18 protein-coding genes are annotated in these 23,277 nt (G+C 68.5%); 6 read left to right on the top strand and 12 right to left on the bottom strand.

What is annotated here, in order from left to right; translation table 11 throughout:
- Nucleotides 1–73 precede the first annotated feature (73 nt).
- The 5 genes from ACLMAL_RS13990 to ACLMAL_RS13970 form a co-directional block, all read right to left on the bottom strand.
- Nucleotides 74–3,949: an ABC transporter transmembrane domain-containing protein gene (locus tag ACLMAL_RS13990; RefSeq protein ID WP_411999486.1), complete on the bottom strand. Its 3,876-nt coding sequence runs from the start codon at nt 3,947–3,949 to the stop codon at nt 74–76.
- 118 nt (nt 3,950–4,067) lie between these two features.
- Entirely contained in the window at nt 4,068–4,850 is a 783-nt protein-coding gene (locus ACLMAL_RS13985) for an ABC transporter permease (RefSeq protein WP_411999455.1), read from the bottom strand.
- On the bottom strand, nt 4,847–5,812 hold the full coding sequence (locus ACLMAL_RS13980; protein ID WP_411999454.1) for an ABC transporter ATP-binding protein: 966 nt from the start codon (nt 5,810–5,812) through the stop codon (nt 4,847–4,849). The genes ACLMAL_RS13985 and ACLMAL_RS13980 overlap by 4 nt, the downstream gene beginning before the upstream one ends.
- Nucleotides 5,809–6,540 (bottom strand): hypothetical protein, encoded by a 732-nt coding sequence (locus ACLMAL_RS13975; protein ID WP_411999485.1) that lies wholly within the window; start codon nt 6,538–6,540, stop codon nt 5,809–5,811. Before ACLMAL_RS13975 ends, ACLMAL_RS13980 begins: the two co-directional genes overlap by 4 nt.
- Before the next feature lie 126 nt (nt 6,541–6,666).
- Entirely contained in the window at nt 6,667–7,692 is a 1,026-nt protein-coding gene (locus ACLMAL_RS13970) for a glutathione S-transferase family protein (RefSeq protein WP_411999453.1), read from the bottom strand.
- 255 nt (nt 7,693–7,947) lie between these two features.
- Here ACLMAL_RS13970 and ACLMAL_RS13965 point away from each other — a divergent pair, with 255 nt between their 5' ends.
- Nucleotides 7,948–8,742, top strand: a complete 795-nt coding sequence (locus ACLMAL_RS13965) for an enoyl-CoA hydratase/isomerase family protein (RefSeq protein WP_411999452.1) — start codon at nt 7,948–7,950, stop codon at nt 8,740–8,742.
- A gap of 111 nt (nt 8,743–8,853) precedes the next feature.
- The gene (locus tag ACLMAL_RS13960) at nt 8,854–10,107 is read left to right on the top strand and encodes a class I adenylate-forming enzyme family protein (RefSeq protein ID WP_411999451.1); all 1,254 of its coding nucleotides are present in this window, start codon (nt 8,854–8,856) and stop codon (nt 10,105–10,107) included.
- 7 nt (nt 10,108–10,114) lie between these two features.
- Here ACLMAL_RS13960 and ACLMAL_RS13955 read toward each other — a convergent pair whose 3' ends face one another.
- On the bottom strand, nt 10,115–10,861 hold the full coding sequence (locus ACLMAL_RS13955; RefSeq protein WP_411999450.1) for a tyrosine-protein phosphatase: 747 nt from the start codon (nt 10,859–10,861) through the stop codon (nt 10,115–10,117).
- A 428-nt stretch (nt 10,862–11,289) separates the two neighbouring features.
- Here ACLMAL_RS13955 and ACLMAL_RS13950 point away from each other — a divergent pair, with 428 nt between their 5' ends.
- Nucleotides 11,290–11,769 (top strand): TetR family transcriptional regulator, encoded by a 480-nt coding sequence (locus ACLMAL_RS13950; protein WP_411999449.1) that lies wholly within the window; start codon nt 11,290–11,292, stop codon nt 11,767–11,769.
- Nucleotides 11,770–11,855: 86 nt separating this feature from the next.
- The gene (locus tag ACLMAL_RS13945) at nt 11,856–13,034 is read left to right on the top strand and encodes an alanine racemase (RefSeq protein ID WP_411999448.1); all 1,179 of its coding nucleotides are present in this window, start codon (nt 11,856–11,858) and stop codon (nt 13,032–13,034) included.
- Between the two features lie 303 nt (nt 13,035–13,337).
- Here ACLMAL_RS13945 and ACLMAL_RS13940 read toward each other — a convergent pair whose 3' ends face one another.
- Together ACLMAL_RS13940 and ACLMAL_RS13935 are read right to left on the bottom strand one after the other, a co-directional pair.
- Nucleotides 13,338–16,775, bottom strand: coding sequence for an AAA domain-containing protein (locus ACLMAL_RS13940; protein WP_411999447.1), 3,438 nt, complete (start codon nt 16,773–16,775; stop codon nt 13,338–13,340).
- 141 nt (nt 16,776–16,916) lie between these two features.
- Nucleotides 16,917–18,710, bottom strand: a complete 1,794-nt coding sequence (locus ACLMAL_RS13935; RefSeq protein WP_411999446.1) for a DEAD/DEAH box helicase — start codon at nt 18,708–18,710, stop codon at nt 16,917–16,919.
- Between the two features lie 62 nt (nt 18,711–18,772).
- On the opposite strand from ACLMAL_RS13935, the gene ACLMAL_RS13930 reads away from it, so the two are divergent.
- Both ACLMAL_RS13930 and ACLMAL_RS13925 read left to right on the top strand, forming a co-directional pair.
- Nucleotides 18,773–19,627, top strand: a complete 855-nt coding sequence (locus ACLMAL_RS13930) for a carbon-nitrogen hydrolase family protein (protein ID WP_411999445.1) — start codon at nt 18,773–18,775, stop codon at nt 19,625–19,627.
- 11 nt (nt 19,628–19,638) lie between these two features.
- On the top strand, nt 19,639–20,262 hold the full coding sequence (locus tag ACLMAL_RS13925) for a phosphoribosyltransferase (RefSeq protein ID WP_411999444.1): 624 nt from the start codon (nt 19,639–19,641) through the stop codon (nt 20,260–20,262).
- An 18-nt stretch (nt 20,263–20,280) separates the two neighbouring features.
- Here ACLMAL_RS13925 and ACLMAL_RS13920 read toward each other — a convergent pair whose 3' ends face one another.
- Genes ACLMAL_RS13920 through ACLMAL_RS13905 form a run of 4 tightly spaced genes read right to left on the bottom strand, consistent with a single transcriptional unit; the run spans nt 20,281 to nt 23,257 of the window.
- The gene (locus ACLMAL_RS13920; protein ID WP_411999443.1) at nt 20,281–20,805 is read right to left on the bottom strand and encodes a gamma carbonic anhydrase family protein; all 525 of its coding nucleotides are present in this window, start codon (nt 20,803–20,805) and stop codon (nt 20,281–20,283) included.
- Nucleotides 20,806–20,824: 19 nt separating this feature from the next.
- Complete coding sequence (locus tag ACLMAL_RS13915) at nt 20,825–21,595, bottom strand: ESX secretion-associated protein EspG (RefSeq protein ID WP_411999442.1); 771 nt, start codon at nt 21,593–21,595, stop codon at nt 20,825–20,827.
- Complete coding sequence (locus ACLMAL_RS13910) at nt 21,592–22,884, bottom strand: hypothetical protein (RefSeq protein WP_411999441.1); 1,293 nt, start codon at nt 22,882–22,884, stop codon at nt 21,592–21,594. Before ACLMAL_RS13910 ends, ACLMAL_RS13915 begins: the two co-directional genes overlap by 4 nt.
- Nucleotides 22,877–23,257: a hypothetical protein gene (locus ACLMAL_RS13905; protein ID WP_411999440.1), complete on the bottom strand. Its 381-nt coding sequence runs from the start codon at nt 23,255–23,257 to the stop codon at nt 22,877–22,879. The genes ACLMAL_RS13910 and ACLMAL_RS13905 overlap by 8 nt, the downstream gene beginning before the upstream one ends.
- Between the last annotated feature and the right edge of the window lie 20 nt (nt 23,258–23,277).

The raw sequence follows: 23,277 nt of genomic DNA, 5'->3' as shown, positions 1-23,277 counted from the left end.
CCCGGCACGGGGATCAGCGGATGCGCGCCGATGCGCCCTATCTGAGGATAGGCCCAGCAGCAAACCGGCGGATCTACTGACCACCCGACAGTCCCGATCCCATATGTGACGACTCGTCTGTGACCGAGAATATTCCCCCCGTTTCCCGAGCCGCAGCCCATAGCCGGGAATACGGCCCCGTGGCCGCCACCAGCGCCTCGTGTGTGCCGATTTCCGCGATCTTCCCGTGATCGACGACGGCGATCCGATCGGCGCGCGCTGCCGTCCCGAGCCGGTGCGCGACGACAACGGTGGTGCGGCCGCGAGCCAGCGAACGACTGGCAAACAGCACCGCTGCCTCGGTGTCCGGATCGAGTGTCGCGGTGGCCTCGTCCAGCAGCAGGAGATCGGGGCCGACCAGCTCGGCTCTGGCGAGTGCGACGAGTTGCCGCTGCCCCGCCGAGAGTCCGCGGCCGCGCTCGCCGACCGGTTGGCGCATGCCGAGTGGCAGCGCGGCGATCATGTCCGTTGCGCCGACCGCCGCGGCGGCCGCCGCGATCTCGGCCTCGGTCGCGGACGGTTTTCCGAACGCGATGTTGCTCGCCACATCGCCGGTGAAGAGGTGCGCCTCCTGCGGGACGATGCCGAGGCGGGATCGGTAGTCGGTGAGGCGGTAGTGGCGAATGTCGACACCGTCGACACGGATCGCGCTGGTTACCGGACTGCGGGTCGGGTCGCTGGTTGCGGCGTCGTCGAGATTCCGGACACGGTGTGCGGGATCCTGGTTCGCGTCGAGGTCGTCGGGCAGATCGTAGAGGCGAGCGAGAAGCTTGACGATGGTGGATTTGCCCGCGCCCGTCGGGCCGACCAGCGCGAGGGTCGAGCCCGCCGGGATATGCAGCGATACGCCATCGAGGGCGGGTGCGTCGGTGCCCGGGTAATGGAAGTGAATATCGTCGACGGTGACCTCGCCGCGCAGACCGTCCGTGATCGCGACCGCCTGCGCAGGATCCGCGGCGATCGAGGACGGAGTGCGCAACAGCTCCCCGATCCGCCGCAGGCCGACCCTGGCCTGCTGATACCCGTCGAATACCTGGGAGAGCTGCAGAATCGGCCCGAACAGCAGCTCCAGATACAGCACGAAAGCGATCAGCGTCCCCGGACTCGTGGTGCCGCCCGCGACCGCACGGGCGCCGACGAACACCACCACGGCCAGCGCCAGATCCGCCCACGCGATGACAAACGCGAAGTACATCGAAATCGCGCGCTGCGCCCGCATCCGGCTGTTGCGGTAGCGCGCGGAGTATTCGGCGAACCGGTGCGCCGCGAACGGCTCATGACGACTGGCCTGCACCGCGCGCAGACCGCTGACGTTCTCCTGGAAATCGGCGTTCACCGCCGAGACGTGTTCGCGCGACACCGTGTATGCGGTCGAGGAGACGCGACGGAACAGCCAGGTCGCAACCGCGAGCGGTGGCAAGGCGACCAACACGGCCGCGGCCAGTGACGCATCGATGACCAGCAGCGCGCCCGCGATGCCGACCAGGGTCAGGCCACCGATCAGCGTGGTCGCCAGACCGGTCTGCAGGAAGGTCGACAAGGCGTCGATATCGGTGGTCATCCGGGTCATGATGCGACCGGACAGTTCTCGTTCGTAGAAGTCGAGGCCGAGCCGTTGCAGGTGGGCGTAGCTGCGTACGCGCAGGCCATAGAGCACCCGTTCGCCGGTGCGTGCGGTGAGCACGGTCGCCGCCGCGGCGACCGCCAAGCCCGCAAACACCAGCACGACACCGAGTGCCGCCGCGGTGGCGAGGGCACCGGAATCCGCATGGCCGACACCGGAATCGATCGCATAGCGGACGATCGGCGGGAAGGTGACGCCGATGAGTGCGTCCAGCGCCAGCAAACCGATCACGACCAGCACCAGCCAGCGGACCGGCCGCAGCAGCCGAGCCAGCCGGAAGCCGGGATCGGGCTCCCGCAGTTGCCGCTCGTCCAGGCCGGGTGCCTCGGTGGCCGGTGGCAGCCGTTCGATATCGCGGCGCAACTCGGGGGTTTCGCTGAGATCGGCCGCTGCACCCGATGCGGGCCCGCCGATCGCGGCGGACCCACGCCCGATGCGGATCGGCACGGCAGCGGCATCCAGATGCTCGAGGTGATGCGACACCGTGGGGGCGGGCAGGCGGATCACTCGGTCGGCGTGGGCGAGGGTGGACTCGCGATGCGCCAGGATCACTGTCGTGCGCCCGCCCTGGTCCGGCAGTGTGTCGAAGATCGCAGCCTCGGTCACGGCGTCGACCGCGGAGGTGGCGTCGTCGAGCACCAGGATGCGCGGCCGCGCCAGCAGCGCCCGCGCCAGCGCGATCCGCTGGCGCTGACCACCGGACAGCGTCAACCCGCGCTCGCCGACCACGGTGTCATAGCCGTCGGGCAATTCGGTGATGAAATCGTCGGCCGCGGCCAGTTCGGCGGCTCGGCGGATCTCGGCATCGGTGGCGTCCGGACTACCTAGGGCGATATTGGCGGCGATGCTGTCGGAGAACAGGAACGGGTCGTCGAAGACAACACCGATTGCACTGCGCAGGTCGGCAGCTCGGACGTCCGCGATATCGATAGCCGTCGGATGTGCGCGGCCCGCCGTTGGTCGGCTGGTTGCCGCCCCGCCCGAAGCGCGGTTCGGTGGGCCGATTCGCGGCTGGGCGATGCGTTCCTCGGCGGCGCGATCGAGTTCCGGGCTCGACGACGCCGATTGGGCGGTGGTGTCGGTTTCGGTGCCGAAAAGGCGGATCGTGCCGGAGTCGGGTGTGTAGAAGCGGGGCAACAACAGCGACAGTGTGGTTTTGCCGGAACCCGCGGGACCGATGATCGCCACCGTCTCGCCGGGTTGCACGGTCAGGTCGAGGTCACGCAGCACCGGGCGGTCGCTGTCGAATCCGAAGGTGACGGAGTCTATTTCGATGCCGAGTGGGCCTTCGGGCAGGGCGATCGGGTGCGTGGGGTCGGCGATCGTCGGCGCGGTGTCGATCACCTGGTAGACCCGTTCGGCCGCCGCACGGGTGAGCTGGGCCATGATCACCACCGAGGTCATGGTGCGGGTGGTCGTGGTCATGGTGGCCACATACGCGGCGAAGGCGAGGAAGGTGCCGATACCGATGGCGTCGTGCAGCGCGAGCCACCCGCCGAAGGCGATCACCGCGACCAGACCGGCCTGTGGGACCGCCGACACGGTCGGCGCGAACCGCGCGTTGATCTTCGCCGCGCGCATGCGCTCGGCATACAGCGCCCTGCCGTGCCGCTCGAGCACCTCGACCATGCGGGCTTCCTGCCCGAACCCCTTCACCACGCGAACGCCGGTGACCGTCTCTTCGACGTGCTGGGCGACCTCGGCGGCGCGTTGCTGCGCGGACCAGGTCGCGGCATACAGCCGTGGCCGCATCCGATAGACGACCAGCGCGATCACCGGAACCACCAGCAGGGCGGCGGCCGCGAGCGGTGGTGACAGCCACACCATCACCGCGGCTGCGAGCAGGAACTCCAGCAGTGCTAGCCCCGACAGCGGCGCCATGGCCAAAAGCCCCTGCACCAATTGCAGATCGGTGATCGATCGGGACACCACCTGGCCGGTGCGCATGGCGTCCTGCCCGGTCCCGTCCAGTCTCTGCAGCGACCCGAGCAGTTGCAGTCGCAGGCTGTGCTGCACATCCAACGACAGTCGTCCCGCCAGCATTCTGCGCCCGAACGCGGCCGCGAACCGCCCCACCGCGAGCACCGCGAGTAGCCCTGCGATCACACCGATGACGTCGGTGTCGCCTACACCCGCCGCATCCAGCGCCCGCTTGGTGAGCAGCGGCGCCGTGATCTCCACCACCGCACCGACCGCCAACGCGGCCCCGATCCCCGCGAGCAGCCCGCCGTGCGACCGGCTCTCGGCCCACAGCCTGCGCATCCAACCGCCCGGACCCACGCCCATCAGCTGCTTGCTCAAATCAGGTGCTCGCTCATCTCGATCGTCTCAGTCCACACATAAGTCGACGTTAACGACGCGAACCGGCACACCGTTGTTCCCGGTGGCAGCTATCCGATCGGGATCACAACTCGCGTTGGCGCACCGACCACCAGCCCGCGCCCGCGACGCCGATGGTCCACAGCAGCAGGACGACAACGGCCGCGGGAGCGGGAGCGAGGAAGTCACTGTCTTGGAAGGAACCCACGGCCACGGTGCTGACGGTGGCGGCGCCGGGGAACATGGTGGCGAAGCCCGCGATACCGAGGCCTTTGGCGACGAGCCAGCTCAGTGGTTCCACGATGACGAGCCAACCGAGCAGGGCGGCGACCGCGCCGGTCGAGGTGCGCAACAGCAGTCCGAGGCCTGCGCCGATCAGTGACCAGCATGCCGCGGCGAGCAGGCCGCCGCCGAGCACAGTGAGCAGCCGGAGGCCGAAGTCGAACTTGCCGTGCCCGAACCCGATCAGGCAGGCCATGGCGATCAGCTCGACGAGGAACGTGATCGTCAGCGCGAATCCCGCGGTGACAACGAGTTTCGCGGTGACGAGCCGATCGCGGTCCGCGGTGAACAATTGGGTCACCGACATGGTGGCGTACCGGTACTCGGTGCCCGCGCCCGCCGCGCCGAACGCGCCGGACACCAGGATCGCCGCTAAGAGGCCGAGATACAGGCCGATTGTCGCGGTGCCGGTCGCGGGATCGCCCTTCGGGTCGGCAGGCCCGGCGAGGATGGCGGTGACCGCACTCGCGACGAGCGCGACCGCGGGCACGCCGATGCCGAGGATCCGGCTCGCACGCAGCGTGATGACCTTGCGGACCTCGGAGTTGACCGCCGGGACGAGGTCCGCGGGCAGGATGTCGATCATCGTGGAATCCCGTAGGGCGTCGGCGTCGGAAGATGGGCGGCCACTCCGGGATACGGAGTCGGCTGTGGATGAACTTTGGTCAGCGCGGCCAGCACCCGATCGGGATGGATCGGGTCGGGGGTGATGCTGTCCACGCGCACGCCGGCGACTTTCGCCGCCTCCTGGATCTGTCCCTCGGTGGCCTCGGCGACGGCCAGCCGGCCGTCGGGGCGGATCACCGCGTCGGTGAAGCCCTGTGCGGCAAGCGTTGTCGCCAGCGCGATCGGCGTCGACGATGCGACAACGAGACGATCGGGGTGGCCGCGGCGCAGTTTGGTCGGACTGCCCTCGTACACCACCGAGCCCGCACTCAGCACAATGATGTTGTCCACCACCGGGATCACCGCGGCGAGGCTCTCGCTGGACAGCAGCACCGTGCCGCCGCGCCGCGTATGCCGGCGCAGAAACTCTTGCAGCCATGCGCGTTCCGCGCTGTCGAGGCCGGCGGCGGGCTCGTCGAGGACCAGCAGCGGTGGATCGCCGAGCAGCGCGGCCGCCAAGGCCACCTTGGTCTGCTGTCCTGCGGTCAACGCACCCGCTCTGGTGTCCGCCGCCACGTCGAGACCGACGAGTTCGATCACCTCGTCCACCCGGTCGTCCGCGACGCCGACCGCCGCGGCGTACACCAGCAGGTGGTCGCGCGCCGTGCGTGCGGGATGCAATCCGCGCGGTTCGAGCATGCCGCCCACCGCTCGCGCGGTGCCGGGTAACCCTTGTCCGCCGATGGCGATCGAGCCAGTGGTCGGTTCGAGCAGCCCGAGCAGGATCCGCAGGATCGTCGTCTTGCCCGCACCCGCGGGCCCGACCAGTGCCGCCGCGGTGCCCGCGGTGACGGTGAAGCTCACATTCTCGACGGCCGCCACCAGGTTGTACCGCTTGCCGATGCCGCGGACGGCGAACGCAGGTCCTCTGCTCGCACTCATCGTGGGGTGGCCGGGGGTTGCGGCTTGGCCGGGTCGAGGGCGGTGAGCGGATCGGCTTCGACGATGAGGTGCCGATCGGCAGGCCACACCGACGGTGCGGGCCCGAAGGCCTTGCGCGCGTTGTTGATCGTGGTCTTGCCGAGGGCCCGGTTGCCGACGCCGCCGATCACCGCACCGATGCCCGCCGGGACGATCTTGCCCGCCATCAGCGCCGCACGCTTGGTGATGAAGCGGATAATGAACCGCTTGAGCAGCGAGTCGTTCATGCTCGACAGCCCGGGAATGCGGTTGGCGAAGACGGTGCCCCAATTCTTCGCGGAATGGCCGACCGTTTTCTCGACGATCTCCATCCCGCTGTCACCGAGCACGACCGCGAGCACCAGCGCCCTGCGCTGTTCCTTGTCACCGGGGGAGACGCCGTGCACGGCCGCCACCGCAAGGGTGAACACCGCGGAGGCTTCCATGAAGAACGTCGTTTCGGCGCTGACGGCGGCGATGGCCGCGACGGTGCCGACACCGGGTACCGCGGCCGTCGCGCCGACCGCGCCGCCGCTGCCGGTCACGGCGAGCAGGTACTGCTTCTCCAGCCGCTCGATGATCTGCGCGGGGCTCTCGGCCGGGTGGGAGCGCCGGAGTCGGTCCACGTACTTGGCGACGGCGGGCGCCTGCAGGCGCGACCCGGAATCGAGCAGCTCGACGACCGTCTTCTCGAACGCGCCTTTGAACACGGCGTCATCCTCCTCTTCCACCTGTGTTGGGTGAACTGTATGGCACCGACTGCCTCCAGCTCGTCATGACAACGAACTACCCGGCCGGATCGGTTCCGATCAGGATCGGGCCGGCCGGGTGCCCGATCATGCCGGTTGGTTCAGCGCCGGCACCCGCTCGGCGAGTACCGGAGGCGGCGGCGGGGTGCCGTCGCCGAAGGGTCTGCCGCCCAGCGCTTCCCGGCCGTGTGGGGTCAGCCAGTTGGTCAGGTCGGGGCCCTTCGGGACGATCCCGGTCGCGTTGATGTCGGTGTGCACCGCGTAGTAGTGCGTCTTGATCTGGTCGAAATCGACGGTGTCACCGAACCCCGGCGTCTGGTAGAGGTCGCGGGTGTACGCCCACAGGACCGGCATCTCGCTCAACTTGCTCCGGTTGCACTTGAAGTGGCCGTGATACACCGGATCGAACCGGACCAGCGTGGTGAACAACCGCACATCGGCCTCGGTGATGGTGTCGCCCACCAGGTATCGCTGTCGGGTCAGCCGCTCCGACAGCCAGTCCAGGCGGGCGAAGAGTCGATCGTAGGCCGTGTCGTACGCGTCCTGGGTGCCGGCGAACCCGCAGCGGTACACCCCATTGTTGACATCGCGGAAGACCGCGAGATTCACCTCGTCGATCTCGGCGCGCAGCGATTCCGGATAGAGCGCGGGGGCGCCGGGGCGGTGGAACTCGGTCCACTCGGTGGAGAAGTCGAGGGTCAGCTGCGCATAGTCGTTGGTCACCACCTGTCCGGTGGGCACATCGACGATCGCGGGCACGGTGATGCCACGCGGATAGTCGGGGAAGCGCGCCAGATACGCGTCGCGCAGCCGCGGAATACCCAGCACCGGATCGACCCCGCCGGGATCGAGATCGAAGGTCCAGCTGAGTTTGTCGTGTGTCGGCCCGCACAGCCCGAGGGAGAGCGCGTCCTCCAGCCCGAGCAGCCTGCGCACGATCAGCGTGCGATTGGCCCACGGACAGGCCCGCGCCGCAACCAGCCGATAGCGGCCCGCTTCGACCGGGAAGCCATCGCGGCCCTCCGCGGTGATGCGGCTCTGGATGTAGTTGGTGTCCCGTTTGAACTCGCCAGGCTCTACGTAGGAACCATTTTCGGATACCGACTTGGTCACTTGGACAGTCTCGCAGACGTGGGTGACAGGACCATGCCTTCCAAGCGGCTGCCTCGCCTTCGCTCGGCCCGGCGCGGACTATCGACGGACTGTGTCCGGCTGTGTCTCTGGGGCGGCTGCCTCGCCTTCGCTCGGCCCGGCGCGGGCTGTGGACGGACTGTGTCCGGCTGTGTCTCTGGGGCGGCTGCCTCGCCTTCGCTCGGCCCGGCGCGGACTATCGACGGACTGTGTCCGACGCGCCTCTAGGCTGGCCGAATGAGTGAAACGAAGGCAACCCGTCTGGAACGCAACACCACCGACGGCGGCGCGGAAGTGGCCACCCTCACGCTGGCCAATCCGCCGCTGAACCTCTTCGACCAGGCCATGCTCGATGCCCTGGTTGCCGATCTCGCCGAGTTGTCGGCCCGCCCGCCGCGGGCGTTGCTGCTGCGCGCCGACGGCAAACTGGTGTCCGGCGGTGTCGATGTGCACGTCTTCGACGGCCTGTCCGCCGAGCAGGGCGCCGAACTGTGGCGCACCCTTTTCGCCCAGATCATCCATCCGCTGGAGGCGCTGCCGTGCCCGGTGGTTTTCGCCGCGCACGGGCTCACCTTGACCGCGGCCTTCGAGATGGCGCTTGCCTGTGATCTGATCCTGGCCGCGCCGAAGGCCAAGTTCGGACTTGTCGAGACGGTTGTCGGCCTGACGCCCTCGATGGGTGGCCCGCAGCGGCTTGCCGAGCGCGCCGGATCCGGCCGGGCCCGCGAGTTCGTGATGACCGGTGATCTCTACGACGCGGCGACCATGGCCGAATGGGGTGTGGTCAACGCCGTGCACGACGACGTCGACACTGCGGCGCGTGAGCTGGTGCACCGCCTGGCGCAGGGACCGACGAAGGCGCACGCCGCGACCAAACAGATCATCGAGGCCTGGCGCTCCGGCGGTGTGGCGCATGCCGATTCGGTGACCCCGGAGGTGTCCGGCGCCCTGTTCGGCACCGCTGACCTGCGCGGCGCGGTGCGCAGCTTCCTCGAGGCCGGACCGGGCAAGGCGACCTACACCGGCGAATGAGGATGACGAATATCGAAAAGCAGGGCATGTTCACCACCTAATCGCAGAAAATATGTGACTGGCGTCATATAGTTCGCCTAAGCCTGCCGGCTCTAGGCGTGCGGAGGACCCATGTCACAGCTCCTGGTCGAATACCCACTGACCCGTCCCCATGCCTGCGACAACCCGCTGGCCCGTGGTGCTGACGGAGTGCTGCGCTACGGGAATCTGACGCCCGCGGTCACCGAACTGCTGGATCTGCAGGTGCACGCCTTCGCGGGCCGGGAGGCCGTCGTGGAAATCGGCGGTCCCCGGCTCACCTACCGTGAGCTGTGGCATTCCGCCTCCCGGATCGCGGGTGGCCTCCAGGAGCACGGCATCGGCTACGGCGACCGGGTCGCCGTCCACATGCCTCCAGGCGCCCGGTGGGTGCAGGCGTTTCTCGGCGCGCTGCTCAGCGGCGCGGTGCCGGTGCTGGTGCACGACGGCCTGCCCGCCGAAGTGGCCGAGCGGGTGATCGCCGACAGCAGCACCGATTTCGTGCTCGGCGCCGGCAGTGCGGGCGGCTCCGACGCGCCGCTGCCCGATGGGGCCGCGTTCATCGATGACGGTGCGGCACTGGGTGATCTGGCGCTGCTGTGCTATACCAGCGGCACTGCCGCGCCGATGGGCGTCGAGCTGACCAACGAAAACTTGTTGTCGGCAATCCGTTCGGTGGTCGCGGCGCTGGATCTGCCGACCGACGGCCTGCGCAACCTGCTGCTGCTGCCGCTCGCCCATGCCAGCGGATGTGTGGATCAACTGCTGCCGACCTTCGCGGTCGGCGGCACGGTCGTGCTCGCGCCGGACACTCGCAGGCTGACCGAAACCCTGGTGGCCGAGCGGATCGACATGGTGTCGGCGACACCGCGCATTTTCACCCGGCTACTACCGGAGCTGGCAAGGCTGCGCACCGATGGCCTCGACACCGAGGGCATCACCCGCGTCAGCAATGCCGGACACCGCGCCGAACGCGCCGCCGCCGCTGCGGAACCCGCGAATCTGACGGCCGCACTGCGGGACATGTTCCCCGCGGCGCGGCGATGGTCGGTGTGGGGCGCAACCGAAACCAGCGGCATCGGTCTGGCCGTCGACGACGACACCGACGCCCCATCCGGCGCCGACGCGGTGCTCGGATTCCCCTTCGGCGGTACGGAATTGGCGCTGTGGGGCCCGCAGGCCCAGGTCGGTCACGGCGAATTGCTCTGTCGCGGACCGAATGTCAGCTGCCGCTACTGGAACGATCCGAAGTCGACCGCGGACCGCTTCACCGGAAGCTGGTTCCACACCGGCGATCAGGTGACCATCGATGCCGACGGACTGGTCCGCAGCGGGCTGTCCGCTTAGCCTTCGCTCATTCCAGCAGTCGCTCGCGCAACTTGGTGCGCAGCTCGTGGGTGAAGCCGATGGCGCCGAGGTACACCTCGAACTCGCCGTGCCGCTCGCGCACCGACTCCAGTGCGACCGTGAGGTACTCCGCGCGGACGCCGAGCAGGTCATCGGAAAGCTCTTCGCCCGCAGCCAGTTTCGTCGCCATCATGGCGCGCAGCGACGGCACCGCCGCATTGCTGATCAGGAAGTCGGTGAGCACGTCTTCCTCGGTGACCTCGACCGCACGCAGCAGCGTGGCGATCGCCCAGCCGGTGCGGTCCTTGCCCGCGGCGCAGTGCACCAGCACCGCGCCGTCGCCGCGCACAATCGATTCCGCGATGGCGACGATCGCGACGTGCGCCTCGGGCAGTGCGGGAAACAGCCGATACACCTCGAGCATGTGCGCGAACGCGGAATGGGTCTGCGCATCGTGTGGCGGCGCCTCGCCCATCCGCGAATCGAAGGGCGTGATGTTCAGCCGTACGCCTTCGGGTAGGTTGTCGTGCCCGATGTGGTCGATCTCGCGGCGGCCGCGCAGGTCGTGCACCTCGGTGACGCCGAGTTCGCGCAGGATGGCGTGGCCGGGTGCGTCCAGGCCGCTGAGTTGGGCCGAGCGCAGCAGCACGCCGGGGCGAACCTTCGCGCCGTCGAGGGTCCGCAGGCCGCCGACATCGCGGAAGTTGAAGGTGCCGGCGAGGAAGAACTGGTCGGCGGGGGGCGAGAGAGTCACCGATCCAGGCTATCGCCCCGTCGGTGACGCTAGGTGTCGTTCCCGGATCGAACGTCGAACGGCCAGGTGGCCGATTTGCGAAGTATTTGTGTGGGATCGATCACACGATGACGGGTCCCTGTGGGGCTGTCCGTACTGTGGAAAATCGTGTGTCCGGGGGTGAGGGCGGTCGAGAGTGACGCCCAGGGAGGCGATTCCGACGGACACCGGGCGGTCGCGGACCCATTCCGTTTGGGTAACAAAACATTCTTTCAGTCTGGTAATACCCTCCGAACCTATTCTTAAACCCCGATAAGCCTCTACCATTGCTGAATGTTGGACCGGGCAGCCAGGGGATTTCCTAGTGGAGGATTCTCGGGAGCGGCCCGCCATGTTCAGCGAGTCGCGCCGACGGTGGTGCGCGAGTTCTTTCGCCGAGGGAGTCGTCGTTGAGCGTTCGTGGAGAAATAGCGGAGGGCCGGTTGCGACCGACCATCTGCGAGGCGGTCGAGAAAGCGGCCGCCTCGCTCGATATCACCGGAGTGCGGGCGTTGCGGGTGCTGCTGCATGCCGGCGTGAGCGCGTACTGGCCGGTAGTCAAGGCCACCCCGGCCAGGCAGATCCGTGCCTATGAAATAACCGTGCAGACGCTGCGGCAGCGCTGGGAAGTGCAGACCGAATGCATTCCGGATCCGACCGCGTCGGCGGTGTATCGCGAGATGGACACCGAGGTCGCGGTCTTCCTCGACCTGTGTGCGGAGAAGTCCGGCGCGCAGTGGCTGGAGCCGGTGGAGGCTATCGCTGCCTATGCGGTGTCGGTGCTGCAGGGAACCGTGTTGCGCTGGCTCGCCGATTGCAATGACGAGACCACGCTGGTGGTGCTCGACGACCTGGTCAGCAGCTTGGCCACCCGGGCGGCCGAAGTGTGAGGACTGCCGGCGACCGCTCGACAGGACGGCGACTGACCGCCGGCCAATACTGGACGTGTGACCAGTTTGGTGGTTGAGTTGTACCGGTGACCCCGACGTCGCCGATTGTCGCGCTGGATACGGCCACGGCCGAGCTCGACCCGCCGCTGGCCGCCCTCGACCTGGCCGCGCTGCGGGCCAATGCCGCCGACCTGGTGCGCCGCGCGCGCGGTGTGCCGGTGCGCGTGGCCAGCAAGTCGGTGCGGTGCCGGGCCGTGCTGGAGCAGGTGCTCGGGCAAGGGCTGACCGCCCACGGCGGATTCGCGGGCATCATGTCGTACTCGCTGGCCGAAGCCATCTGGCTGGTTCGCCGCGGGGCCCGCGACGTGCTGCTCGGCTATCCGGCCGTCGACCGCGCCGCGCTTGCCGAACTGGTCACCGACGACACCCTCCGGCAATCCATCACCCTGATGATCGATGATGTGGCGCAGCTGGAGTTGATCCGTGCGGCGGTCGGCAGCGAGCGTGTTCGCCCACGGATCTGTCTCGACGTGGACGCCTCGTTGCGGATCGGACCGCTGCACCTCGGCGTGCGCCGCTCGCCCATTCGCACTCCCGACCAGGCAGCGGAGCTCGCCCGGGTGGCGATGGGGCGCGGGTTCGAGGTGGTCGGCGTGATGACCTACGAAGCGCAGATCGCCGGGCTGCCCGACTCCAATATCGCTGTACGGCTGGTGAAGCAGGCCTCCGCGGCCGAAATAACCAAGCGCCGCAAGCAGGTTCTCGACGCGGTCCGTTCGGTGGTCGGCAAGCTGGAGATCGTCAACAGTGGCGGTTCCGGATCGATCGAGGTCAGCATTGTCGACCCCGATGTCACCGAGGTGACGGCGGGCTCCGGTCTGTACGTGCCGACGTTGTTCGACCACTACCGCTCGTTCACCCCGCGCCCCGCGCTGTACTTCGCCACCTCGGTGCTGCGCAAGCCGACCCCGTCCATCGCCACCGTCTTCGCGGGCGGCTACATCGCCTCCGGTCCGACGGGTCCGTCGCGGGTGCCGAAGCCGGTGTGGCCCAGTGGGTTGCGGCTGATCGGCACCGAGGGTGCGGGCGAGGTGCAGACGCCGCTGTCCGGGGCTGCTGAACTGCAGATCGGTGACCGGGTCTGGTTCCGCCACGCCAAGGCGGGCGAGCTGTGCGAGCGCATCGATCACATCCATCTGGTCGACAGCGACGGCACCAGGACGACGGTGCCGACTTACCGCGGTGAGGGCAACTGCTTCGGCTGAGGCCGACGTACGTTGCTCCCCGGGATCGCCGACAGGATTACCGACTTTCGGCAATTTCGAGGCCCTGGATTTCGCATTGAATACCAACCGGTCTGGCTGTAAATTCCTGTCGGGTGCTGGCCGGTGTTTATGGAATGATTTCATCCGATGAATTCGCTCGGTAATACCCATACTCCGAATAGGTATTCGAGACGCCGGATCGATGTGAACTGTGCGGACGGCCACGGGATTACGACAAGCCCCACATTGCGCAGCGTGCACTCGATGGCCGCGGTCGTGCGCCATGACCGCGTGTGCCGCGATTCAGCTCAGATGCAGGAAGCTCGCCAAGTCCGACAGATCGTCCGCGGCGGCGGGCAGATACTCGGTGAGCAGTGGCGAGCGGATGATGGTCGCCTTCCACATGGCACGGCAGAGTGCGGCCTGGATCAGGCTGCGTGACAACAGAAACCCCATGCCGTAGGGTGCGTCCGCCGGGCTCGACGTGGTCATCGAGAGCAGGACGACGGCGGCCTCCCTGCCACGGAAGCGGTCGGCCGTGCCGACCAGCACGTCCTCGATCTTGGCGCGCGCGAGCAGCGTCCGGATCAGACCCACCTGGGCGCTATATGGCGCGACGACGAAGATGTCGTGCGGATGCAGCCGCCTGGTCATCGCGCCGGTCGTCCACGGCAGCCCGAGTAGGGCGCGCACCCGGCGGACCACCTCGCGCGCCTCGGCCACCGACTCGATGGAGTTGCCAGTGTGTTCGACGAGCACGGTGTCGACCCCCGGTGGCACGCCGTCGAGCTGTCGTGCAAGCGTGACCGTTTCGTTGGAGCGCAGCCTGCTGTCGTAGTACAGCCGGGAAATCGGTTCGCAGACCCGCGGGTGCATCCGCCAGGTCCGGTCCAGGAAGTAGCCGCGTTCGGCGGGCAGGGTGTTGCGTCCCTCGGCGAGCCAGCCGAGCACCGATTCGCCGACCGGCTCCGGGTGGGCGCTGCGCGTTGTCGGCGGCGCCGGGTCGCCGAGCAGCAACAGGTTGCGCGCGCTGACCGCGACCGCGACGGTGTCGGCCAGCGGAAAGCTGCCCGCGTCGGCGATCACGAGCAGATCGAGACGCTCGTGGGACACCAGCTCGTCGTCGGCGAAATCCGCCGGGCTGCCGCCGAGTACGCACCCGTTGACGGCGTTGTCCAGGAATCGCGGGTACCGGGCGCCGTCGATCACGGCCCACTCCGGCGCCACCGACTGCACGTCCTTCTTCGCGACAAGTTCGGGCAGCACCCCGATCTCGACGATCAGGTCGAGCATGTTCTCGACGGTCGAATGTGCGGGCGCGACAATGCCGATCCGCCACCTGTGCCGGGTGACGAGGCGTTCGATCGCGCGGGCGACGGTGGAGATCTTGCCGGTGCCCGACGGGCCCTGCACGGCGAGATAGGAGTTGTCGAGGTCGCGCACGGCGGTGGTGATCGCCGCGGCATGGTCGCCGTGCACATCGGGCAGGCCGCCGGCGCGATGCAAGCGGGGCGGGCGGCGGGCCAGGATGTCGAATATCGCGCCGGACGGGACCTCGGGCAGCGCCATCAGCAGCTCTTGGGCGACGAATTCGACGGCGGTCTCGGCGGTTTCGTCCCAAACGGGTAGTCCGGGCGCGATGGCTGTCGGTAGCTCGTCGTAGGGCTCGCACCCCTCCGACAGCAGCTCCTCCAGCCGCACAGTGTCGTCGAAGTCCGCGTCCACCGAACAGCCGAGAACCGTGGCGACGGCGGTCGCCCGCCGCCCGACGGCGGTGACCATGCCGGCAGCGACGGGCCGGTCGTAGAAGGTGTACACCATGGTTCCCGGTGCCAGCACGGTATGTGCCGCCACGGCGCCCGCCGTATGCGGTCCCGGCCCGGAAGTGCCCGCCGCACCGCTGCCTGCCGCGCTCGAACCCGACGCCGCGCCCCAGCCGATGCCGATGCGCCCGGTCAGCGTGAGGTAGCGGCGCATGGTTGCCCGGTGCGGGCTGCGATGCCATTTGGTGTCCACCGTGCCCCAGTCGGCGACGAGAACGCCTGGGGCATCGGCCCATTCGTCGACCGGGTGGCTGAGCCGATCGGCATGCGCCCACCACAGCGGTTGGCGTTCGCGCCGGTGATAGCCGAGCGCCGCGGCCAGCAACGCGGCCGGATGGTGCGGCTCCTGGTGTGTCGCAGCGAATTCCGCGAGCGCCGCCTCGATCGAGGAGGGGCGCGAGGGCGGCGCGAGATCCGCCTCGTCGGGTTCGGTCACCAGGCACCACGAACTCGCGCGCTCGAGTGTCACCGCCTGCGGGTCGATCCGCTGTTCGGCGGCCCGGTCCACCAGCCAGTCCCGCAGTCGCAGTACGGTCAGACAATCGCGTTCGGTGATCGAGGAATGCGCCTCGCCGGGTAGCAGCCGCCGGAGCCTGCTCAACCGGTAGGACCGTTCGCCGATGAGCAACGCGTTGCGCACAATCGGATACAGATCCACCAGCACGCCCGCGCGTAGCAGGTCGTCGACGACCTCCTCGCCGTTGCCGTGCGCGCCGGTCCAGCGCAGCAGCGCGGACCTGACCCCGGACGAGTAGTGGTAGACGTGCATGTCCGGGTACATTCGCCTGCGCTGCGCCAGATAGCCGAGCACCTCGCCCAGCGCACGACGCTGTTCGATGACATCGTCGGCGGCTGCCATCCGGAAGGCCAGATGGACGGTGCCGGGTCCGCCCACCTCGACGCCGATCGGCTGCCCGCCAGGACCTTCGTCGATGGTCAGCGACAGGTCCCCCGGCGAGGGCGGCGGCAGCGCGCCGAGCGCGATCACGTCGACGAGGTGATGCGTCGGTTTCCCGGAATCCTCGCGGCGCAGCTGGATTTCGGCTTGTTTGCGCAGCCCGCCGAAGGTCCGTGGTGGCACGCCCGGCACGGTGGTCTCGGTGACGGCAAGCCTATCGATGGTGCTCACGCCCGCCTCCCGCAATCGCGCACGCGCGGTGCGCGGCATCCCGGCGACCAGGAGCAGATCGCGCGCAGCCGCGAGCGCTGTGGTGCAGGTCGGGCAGTGCCCACAGGCCAGGTAACGGGGATCGCCCCACTGCGCCGGCAGCAGCTCGCTGAGCTTGTCGTCCAGGATGCGTTCGACTCGGCGGCGGCGCGCGAGGTACACCGGCACCAGATCGGAGAGTGGGTGGGTTGTGCTGTGTTCGCCGACGTACAGCCGGACCAGCGGTGCCGTCAGTGCGCCGGAGCCGTCCAAAGCTTCGGCGCACGCGGCTAGTTCGAGCGCGGCACCCACATGATCCGGCGGGCCCGCGGCGGTGCCGTGCACGGTGTAGCGGACCCGGTGACCCGCCCGCACCAGAAAATCGCAGGAGCAGGCGAACCGACCGTCGAAAAAGGCCGCACCGTGGATCACGTGCACACCAGCCCGCAGCGCGGCGACTGTCCCGGCGTGCGCTTCCCGCAATGCGTCGATGCGAGCCGATCCGTTGAGTTCGCGCCCCTCACCTTCGGGCCCGCGCGCACCACATTCGACTTCGACCATCGAGCTACCGAACCGGTCTCGGAAGTCCGCGAGCCTACGTGCCTTGGAATCGTCGAACCCGCCGCGCGGCTGCGCAACCGATTCCGGTGCGGTATCCGCGACGGGCACCAGATTGCCCAGTTCGGCATCGAGGGCGCGCAACAGCGCAAACTCACATTGCGCCGCGCGCACGAGATCGACGGCGGTGCAAACGACACGATCACCGAACACGAACAATCGCGGCCCTCCTGTGTCTTTGCGGGACACCGCCCCCGGGTCTTCGCGGGACTCCCGCTACCGACTAGCGCTGCAATACACGCTGGACGGCAACACTGTAGCTAGCGCGCCTGACCTCGATGAACCCTCCCCGGTTCAGGAGCGTGGCTGACGCCGCTCCGGGCGCTTGCCGCTCGCGCCTTCGCGGCGCGGCGCGCGGTTGAACGGCCGCTGTCCGGGCGGGCCGTAGTCCGGCGTCAGCTGGATGAGCTGACCGCTGATCCTGGTGCGGCGCAAGGCTTCCAGCGTTTCCGCAGGTAGGTTCGCAGGCAATTCGACCAGGCTGTGGTCGGGCCGGATGCTGATGTGCCCGAAGTCGCTGCGCCGCAGTCCGCCCTCGTTGGCGATCGCACCGACGATCGCACCGGGCACGACGCGATGCCGCTTGCCGACACTGATCCGGTAGGTCACCAATTCGGTGCCGGTCGCCCGCTGATGCGACGGCCCGCTACCGCGCGGTTCTTCGTCCTCGAAGCGACGCGGTGCGCGCTCGCGCGGTTCGCGGCGCGCGCGTTCGGGCTCCGGCGGTTCCGGCTGCATCAGGAAGTTGTCGCCGTCGCGGGACAGTGTGGCAAGCGCCGCCGCGATGTCGACGAGCGGAATGTCGTGCTCGCGTTCGTAATCCTCGATGAGCCTGCGGAACAGCTGCAGGTTCGACGAGGTCAGGCTCTCGGTGATGTCGTCACCGAACTTGGCGACGCGCTGGGCATTCACGTCGTCCACACTCGGCAGCTGCATCTCGGTCAGCGGATGCCGGGTGGCGCGCTCGATCGACTTGAGCAGGTGCCGTTCCCGTGGCGCGACGAAAAGCAGTGCCTCACCGCTGCGCCCGGCGCGCCCGGTGCGGCCGATGCGGTGCACGTAGGACTCGGTGTCGTGCGGAATGTCGTAGTTGACGACATGCGAGATGCGGTCCACATCCAGACCGCGCGCGGCGACGTCGGTGGCGACCAGGATGTCCAGCGCACCGGACTTCAGCTGTCCGATGGTGCGCTCACGCTGGTTCTGCGCGATGTCACCGTTGATGGCGGCCGCGGAGAAGCCACGGGCGCGCAGCTTTTCGGCGAGTTCCTCGGTGGCCTGCTTGGTGCGCACGAAGATGATCATCGCCTCGAACGACTCGACCTCGAGGACCCTGGTCAGCGCGTCCAGCTTGCGCTGGTGGGACACCTGCACCCAGCGCTGGGTGATGTTGGTCGCGGTCGAAGTCTTCGACTTCACCGTGATCTCGACCGGATCGTTCAGGTACTGCTTGGAGATTTTGCGGATCGCCGCGGGCATGGTCGCGGAGAACAACGCGACTTGCTTGGTCGACGGGGTGTCCTTGAGGATGCGCTCGACGTCCTCCTGGAAGCCCATCTTCAGCATCTCGTCGGCCTCGTCGAGCACCAGGTACTTCAGCTGCGACAGGTCGAGCGTGCCCTTCTCCAGGTGGTCGATCACCCGGCCCGGCGTGCCGACGACCACGTGTGCGCCGCGGCGCAGGCCCGAGAGCTGGACGCCGTAGGCCTGGCCGCCGTAGATCGGCAGTACGTGCAGCCCGGGAATGTGGGTGGCATAGCGGCCGAAGGCCTCGGCCACCTGGATCGCGAGCTCGCGGGTCGGGGCGAGCACAAGGGCCTGCGGAAGTTTGCCGGAGGTGTCGAGACCCATCAGGATCGGGATCGCGAACGCCGCGGTCTTACCGGTGCCGGTCTGGGCGAGGCCGACCACATCGGCGCCGGACAGCAGCGGCGGAATCGTCGCAGCCTGAATCGGCGACGGCGACTCGTAACCGACATCGGCGATGGCCGCGAGGACGCGGTCATCGATTCCGAGATCGGCGAAAGTCGGGCCGTCGTTGTCCCTGTCGTTGTCGCCAGGAACGCTGTCGACCTGATTGGTACTCATTGACCAGGAGTTTACTGCCTCCCGGTAGCCGTCCCGGCCACCGGCCCAATACCGTGAGATCTATGCAACCCGATAGTGCGTCCGTGCATCAGAGCCCGGCGACGTCTGCGCTGGATGTTGCGGTCGTTCAGTTTGCGCCGGGAACCGATCCCGCGGCGAACCTCACCGCGCTGCGCGAGCACGTCCGTGTGGCTCGGGAACGCGGCGCAAAAGTGGTGATCGCGCCCGAATACTCGATGTTTGCCGTGTCTCGCCTCGACGCGCGCGTTGTCGCCGCCGCCGAACCGTTGACCGGGCCGTTCGTCACCGGCCTCGGCTCGATCGCGCGCGAATTCGGTGTGCATCTGGTGGCCGGAACGGTGGAGCAAGTGGCGGCAGGCGCGGACCGGATCCGCAATACCCTCGTCGCCCTGGCACCCGATGCGAGCCTCGTCGCGAGGTATCGGAAGGTGCACCTCTACGACGCGTTCGGACACCTCGAATCCGACATCGTCGAACCGGGGGAGATCGAGACGCCCGCCACATTCGTGGTCGACGATGTGATGTTCGGCATGCAGACCTGTTTCGATCTGCGGTTCCCCGAGGGCAGTCGTCGCGTCGCGGCGGCGGGCGCACAGGTGCTGGTGCTGCCCGCACAGTGGATTCCCGGCCCGTCGAAGGTGGATCAGTGGACAACGCTGCTGCGCGCCCGCGCGATCGAGAACACCGTGTACGTCGCAGCTGCCGATCAGTGCGCGCCGCGCGGCGCAGGCGCATCGATGATTATCGATCCGACCGGCAGCGTGCTCGCCGAACTCGGCGATGATCCGGGTGTGCTGAGCGCCGGCATCGACCTCGACTACCTGGCGACCATACGCACCACGAACCCGAGCCTGGCATTGCGTCGATTCACCGTCGCCGAGCGGGTACCGGAGTAGCGTTCTATTGGATGATCTACACCGATCGGGCGTCGGCCGGTCGTGCGCTGGGTGCTGAGTTGGCGCACCTGCGTGCGTCGGACCCGCTGGTGCTCGGGCTGCCCCGGGGCGGTGTTCCGGTGGCCGCCGCGGTGCGGGATGTGATCGGCGGCGATCTCGATATTCTGTTGGTTCGCAAGCTCGGTGTGCCGTGGCAGCCGGAGCTGGCGATGGGCGCCATCGGTGCGGGCGGGGTTCGGGTGCTCAACCAGGATGTCTTGGACCACACGGGGATCACGTCGCAGCAGCTCGCCGAGATCGAGGACTTCGAGCGCGTCGAACTCGAACGCCGCCGCCTGGTGCTGCGCGGTGACACCGAGCCGATCGCGATGGGCGGGCGCACGGTCGTGATCGTGGACGACGGCATGGCGACCGGAGCCACCGTCGTGGTCGCCTGCCGCATCGTGCGGCTAGAACAGCCCGAGCGGATCGTGGTTGCCGTGCCGGTGTCCTCGGCGGAGGCGCTGCATCGCGTCGATGCGGAGGCCGACGAGGTGATCTGTCCGCTGGTGCCGCGCACACTCGGCGGGGTCGGCACCGCCTACCGTGACTTCCACCAGCTCCAAGACGAGGAAGTCACGGCACTGCTGTCCTGAGCGGCGTGCGTGCGCCGGTCAGACCTCGGTGATGCCCTTGCGGTGACGCTGGGCCAGGTCCGCGTAGAAGCCAGGGTTGAGCTTGACCCAGCCCTCGGCCGAGGTGCCCGCGATCGGCTTCTTGACCTGGGCGGGTGCGCCTGCGGCAAGGACGCCCTCCGGGATCTTCGCGTGCGCGGGCACCAAGGAGTGTGCGGCGATCATCGTTCCCGCACCGATCTCGGCCATGTCGAGGACGGTGCTGCTGTTGCCGACAATGGCTTCCGCACCGACCGACGCGCCGTGGAACACCACGCTGTGTGCGATCGTCGCGCCGGGGCCGATCTCCATCGGCACGTCCGGCGGTACGTGCAGCACGGCGTTGTCCTGGACGTTGGCGCGTTCCCGGATGATGATCGGGGCCAAATCCGCGCGCAGTACCGCGCCGTACCAGATGGAGGCGCCTGCCTCGACCCGTACGTCACCGATCAGCGTCGCATTGGGCGCGATGAACGCGGTCGGATCGACTTGGGGTCGTTTGCCTTCGAATTCGTAGAGTGGCACGTGCCCACCGTAACGAAGCTCACCAGCGTTCGGCGTAGGCGATCCGGCGTTCGGCTGCGGTGACCATCGGGCTCAATTGTGCGGTGAACACTTCCGCGGTCACCGGCACGATGTCGACATCCGCGCCCGTGCGCACGGCGTATCGGCCGTCGCCGACCACATCGATCCAGCACAGCACGCCGAACGGGCGCAGTTCGTCGTCGGCTCGGCGCAGCGAGACCACGATCTGGCCGATGCCGTCGCGGGGCCGGTTGAGCAGCCGCCGCATACGCGACGGCGTCGATGGACCGGCGACCGGCACGGTCACCAGGTCGCGGCTGTCCTCTTTGACCCGGGTCTGTGGCGCGGTCATCCGGGAAATCGCGCCGGGGGTGTTCTCCGGCAGCATCGAAACCACCCTGGCGGAAAGGTTTTTCGCAGCACCGACGAACAGCCGGATGTCACCACCGCGGTCCGGTGTCGCGGCGGCGCGCTGCGCGGCGACGACCGCGATCTCACCGGTGGACACGCCGAGCACCCGGACGGGCCGGATCGTGGCGGCTTCGGAATTCGTATCGTCGCGCTGCCCGAATACTTCGACGCGCACCGTGGGTCGGGCCAGCAGCCGCAACGCCGCCTCCAGGTCGGCGTCGAGCGTGCGGTCGCACCACCGGTTCAGTGCGGGCAGTTGCGCCGCCCGCTCGGTGGTGTCGCGGGCCGAGAGTCGGACAGCGAGAGGATAGGGAATCCGATCGCCGTCGGTGCGCGCCCAAGCCAGCGCGAACTGGTCGGGCGTGAGCGTCCAGCTCACTCGTACTCGCTCCACTCGCCGAGCACCGGCGGTGTCGTCGGATCCATCGCACCGATCAATTCGCCTGCCTCGTCGGCAGGTTCGAGGAAGGTGAGCTCGTCGTCGACGAAGTGCAGATCGTCGTCGTCCTCGTAGTCGGATTGCGCGGCCCGCTGCGGCGAGCTTGCGGATTGCCTGGGAGTGTCGGCCGCGGCGAGCGCGCCGCCCATCATGCCGCCCATCGCGCCCGCGCCCATCCCGCTGACCGCATCGCTGTTGGAGTCCTTGCGGCGTTCCTCACGCTTGCGTTCCTCGTCGGCGGCCGTGGCGTTGCCGCCGGAGCCGGGCACGGTCGACGGCGCCACGGTCGCGGCGGCGACAACCGGTGTGCCGGAAGCTGTTCGAGGAGCTCGGTCCGGGGTGATCGCCGCAGGCCCCGACGCTGGTTGCTCCGCTGCGGCGGCGACAACCCGTGGCGCGGCAGGTGTCGTGTCGAGGCCGCCGGTGGCAGCGGCGGTGCTACCGAGCGAACCGGCCGCAGGGGAAACCGCGGCGGGGGTCGTCTCGGAGGCTGCCGCCGGTGCGGTCTCTTCGGCCGCCGTCGACTCCGGAGTTCCAGCCAGGGGAGCGGGCGTCGAGATCTGCTGTGCGGTAAGCATTCCCATGGTGCTGTCGGCAGCAGATGCGGGCATCGCCTGCTGCGGTGTCGATGTGCTGCCGGGCTCCTGGGGTGCGGCGCCTGTCGTGTCATCAGGGAAGGCCGGTATTCCGGATCCGCTGGGGATGAAGGCATTCGTGTAGATGCTGTCCATCGCCTGCACCACATCTCGGCGCGAGTGCTCGGTGGCCTTTTGGGTGGCGGTATTGCTGGTGGCCTGTGCCGGATCGAGTAGAGCGGCCGCGAGATCCGGTGTGGCACTGGAGGGTTCGACGACCGCGGCGCGCAGGGCCTCCGCGGCGTCGCCCGCCTGACCGAGCCGCTGCGCCACCGTCGACATTACATCGGCGAGCTGCTGCCCGGACTGTTCGAACTGGTGCACGGCATCGGTGGCCTGTTGCGCGGCGCTCCCGCGCCAGCCGTCGGCGATGGCGGCGCGAATTTCGTTGTGCGCCTGCTCGACCGCATCGGCAAGTCCGGTCGCGGAACCCTGCCACGCCTGCTTGCCCGCGGACAGTGCCGCGGGGTCGAGCAGCTGGACGCCTGCGTGGATGTCCTGATGCGTCAGGTTGTCGAAGATTTCGACGTTCGGTGCGTAGTCGGGATCGGTGCGGTGGGCTCCGTGCTCGGTGGTGCGCGGCAACTTACGCATGGACGACCCCCGCCACTTCGGTCTGGTCGACCGCGACCGCGAGCCCGTCGTCGGCTTGCGTGTACGCCGCACCGGCCGCGCGGAAGGTGCGCGCGAGTTCCCTTGCGGCGTCGGCATAGTGCTGCAACCGGGTCACCGCGCCGTCGGCCTTGGTCTCGAAGCCGCGGCGCAGTGTGTCACCGGAGCCGAATCCGCCGAACCCGGGGAGTGAGGTCGCTGCGGCGAGCACCCGGATCTGCGCTTCGACCTGATCGGCGAGCTGTTCGTAGCGCAGGGCGCACCGTTCCGGCGCGCCTTCGGCGACCAACAGTCCGTCGATCCACAGTTCACCCTCATCGACCGCGGTGTCGAGGGCTGTCACTTTCGATTGCATCTCGCCGTCCCCCTTCCTCA

The sequence above is a fragment of the Nocardia sp. CWNU-33 genome (genome assembly GCF_046764895.1).
Lineage (GTDB): Bacteria > Actinomycetota > Actinomycetes > Mycobacteriales > Mycobacteriaceae > Nocardia.
The sequence above is the reverse complement of the archived record's forward strand: the minus strand, read 5'-3'. Positions and strand labels throughout refer to the sequence as shown.